Here is a 1,268-nt window from a genome sequence, read left to right as displayed (position 1 = left end):
GCTGAACCGCGGGGACGGCGCGGCGGGGAATGGGGGGCGGATTCGCTGTCTCTCTGGTCTTGGTGCGCGAGGCGAATTGTGGCACTGATCGTGGCCATCGTTCGGCGAGGAGCGCGATGTCCCACACCAAACTCCGCGCGCCCGTCCCGTCGCGTTGCCCGTCACCGTCAGCGTCGCCCGCTCGCCCCCCGGGCGGGCGATGCTGTCGGTGGCGGGCAACGCGACGGGACGGGCCCCGTAGTTCTTGCTCGGATCCGGAGGCCGAAGCCCCGTTCACGAAGCTCGACCTCGGAATCGGTGCGCCCGAGGAATGGGGACTGACTTCCCGACGCTCGGAGAGTGGGTCGAGGTTCTCTCCGTCGTCGATGCGGACAAGCCCGAGAAAGAGGCACGCGCATGGTAAAGAATGGAGCGCGATGGATCTTGAGTACGACAAGAACAGTGCTAGAAGTCATCCATGAGCCGGCGAACGAAGAAGGCTGCGCGCAAGACGCGCAAGAAGGCTCGGGCTAACCACCTCGATCCTCAGCTGACGTTCGGGTTCCAGCGTCGCCGAGGCCATCGCGTCGGCAGGCCGGCGAGTCCGGACTCGGGTGTGTCGCACCTGAAGCGCGAAGCCCTCGCGACGCGGTTTCCCGTGCACGTGGTGCTGAAGCTGAAGAGGGGGCTCCCGAGCCTGCGGACGAAGAAGCCCTTCAAGGCCCTGCGCGCGGCATTCCGAGCGGGCTGCGACAAGAACGGGTTCCGCCTCAACCACTACTCGGTGCAGGGGAACCACGTGCACTTCATCGTCGAGGCGAAGGAGCGCACGGCCCTCTCGCGCGGCATCCAAGGCCTCTCGGTGCGCATTGCCCGGGCCCTCAACAAGCTGTGGCGGCGCACGGGCAAGCTCTTCGCCGACCGCTACTTCGACCGGATCCTGCGTACGCCGAGGGAGGTCAAGAACGCGCTGCAGTACGTGCTCAAGAACACCGACCACCACAAGAGCCACAGCACGCCCGACCCGATCGACATCTTCTGCTCGGGCATGTTCTTCGATGGCTGGCGTGAGTTCCGGCTCGAAGAACTAGGCGCGAGCGAGCCACCCCCACTTGCCCCCGCGCGCACCTGGCTGCAGCGCGTGGGGTGGCGCAGGCACGGCTTGCTCTCGGTCCGTAGCTAGTGGTGTGATGCAGACAGTCGCGGTCGTATCCCGAGTTCGCCTGTGCGTGCCACAAGGCGCGGCGACGACGCAACTTCGCTGCCAATACAGTGATACTGGGATTGGT

The 1,268-nt window shown here is 66.0% G+C and carries 1 protein-coding gene; it reads left to right on the top strand.

Annotation, left to right across the window (positions count from 1 at the left end):
• Positions 1–457 precede the first annotated feature (457 nt).
• Positions 458–1,162 (top strand): hypothetical protein, encoded by a 705-nt coding sequence (locus tag GY725_20860; protein MCP4006637.1) that lies wholly within the window; start codon positions 458–460, stop codon positions 1,160–1,162.
• The last annotated feature ends 106 nt before the right edge of the window (positions 1,163–1,268 follow it).

Source organism: bacterium, from assembly GCA_024226335.1.
In the GTDB taxonomy this organism is placed as follows: domain Bacteria; phylum Myxococcota_A; class UBA9160; order SZUA-336; family SZUA-336; genus JAAELY01.
The sequence above is the reverse complement of the archived record's forward strand: the minus strand, read 5'-3'. Positions and strand labels throughout refer to the sequence as shown.

Coding starts and splice junctions, on each gene's coding strand:
- GY725_20860 (MCP4006637.1), top strand. CDS start 458: ATGAGCCGGCGAACGAAGAAGGCTGCGCGCAAGACGCGCAAGAAGGCT.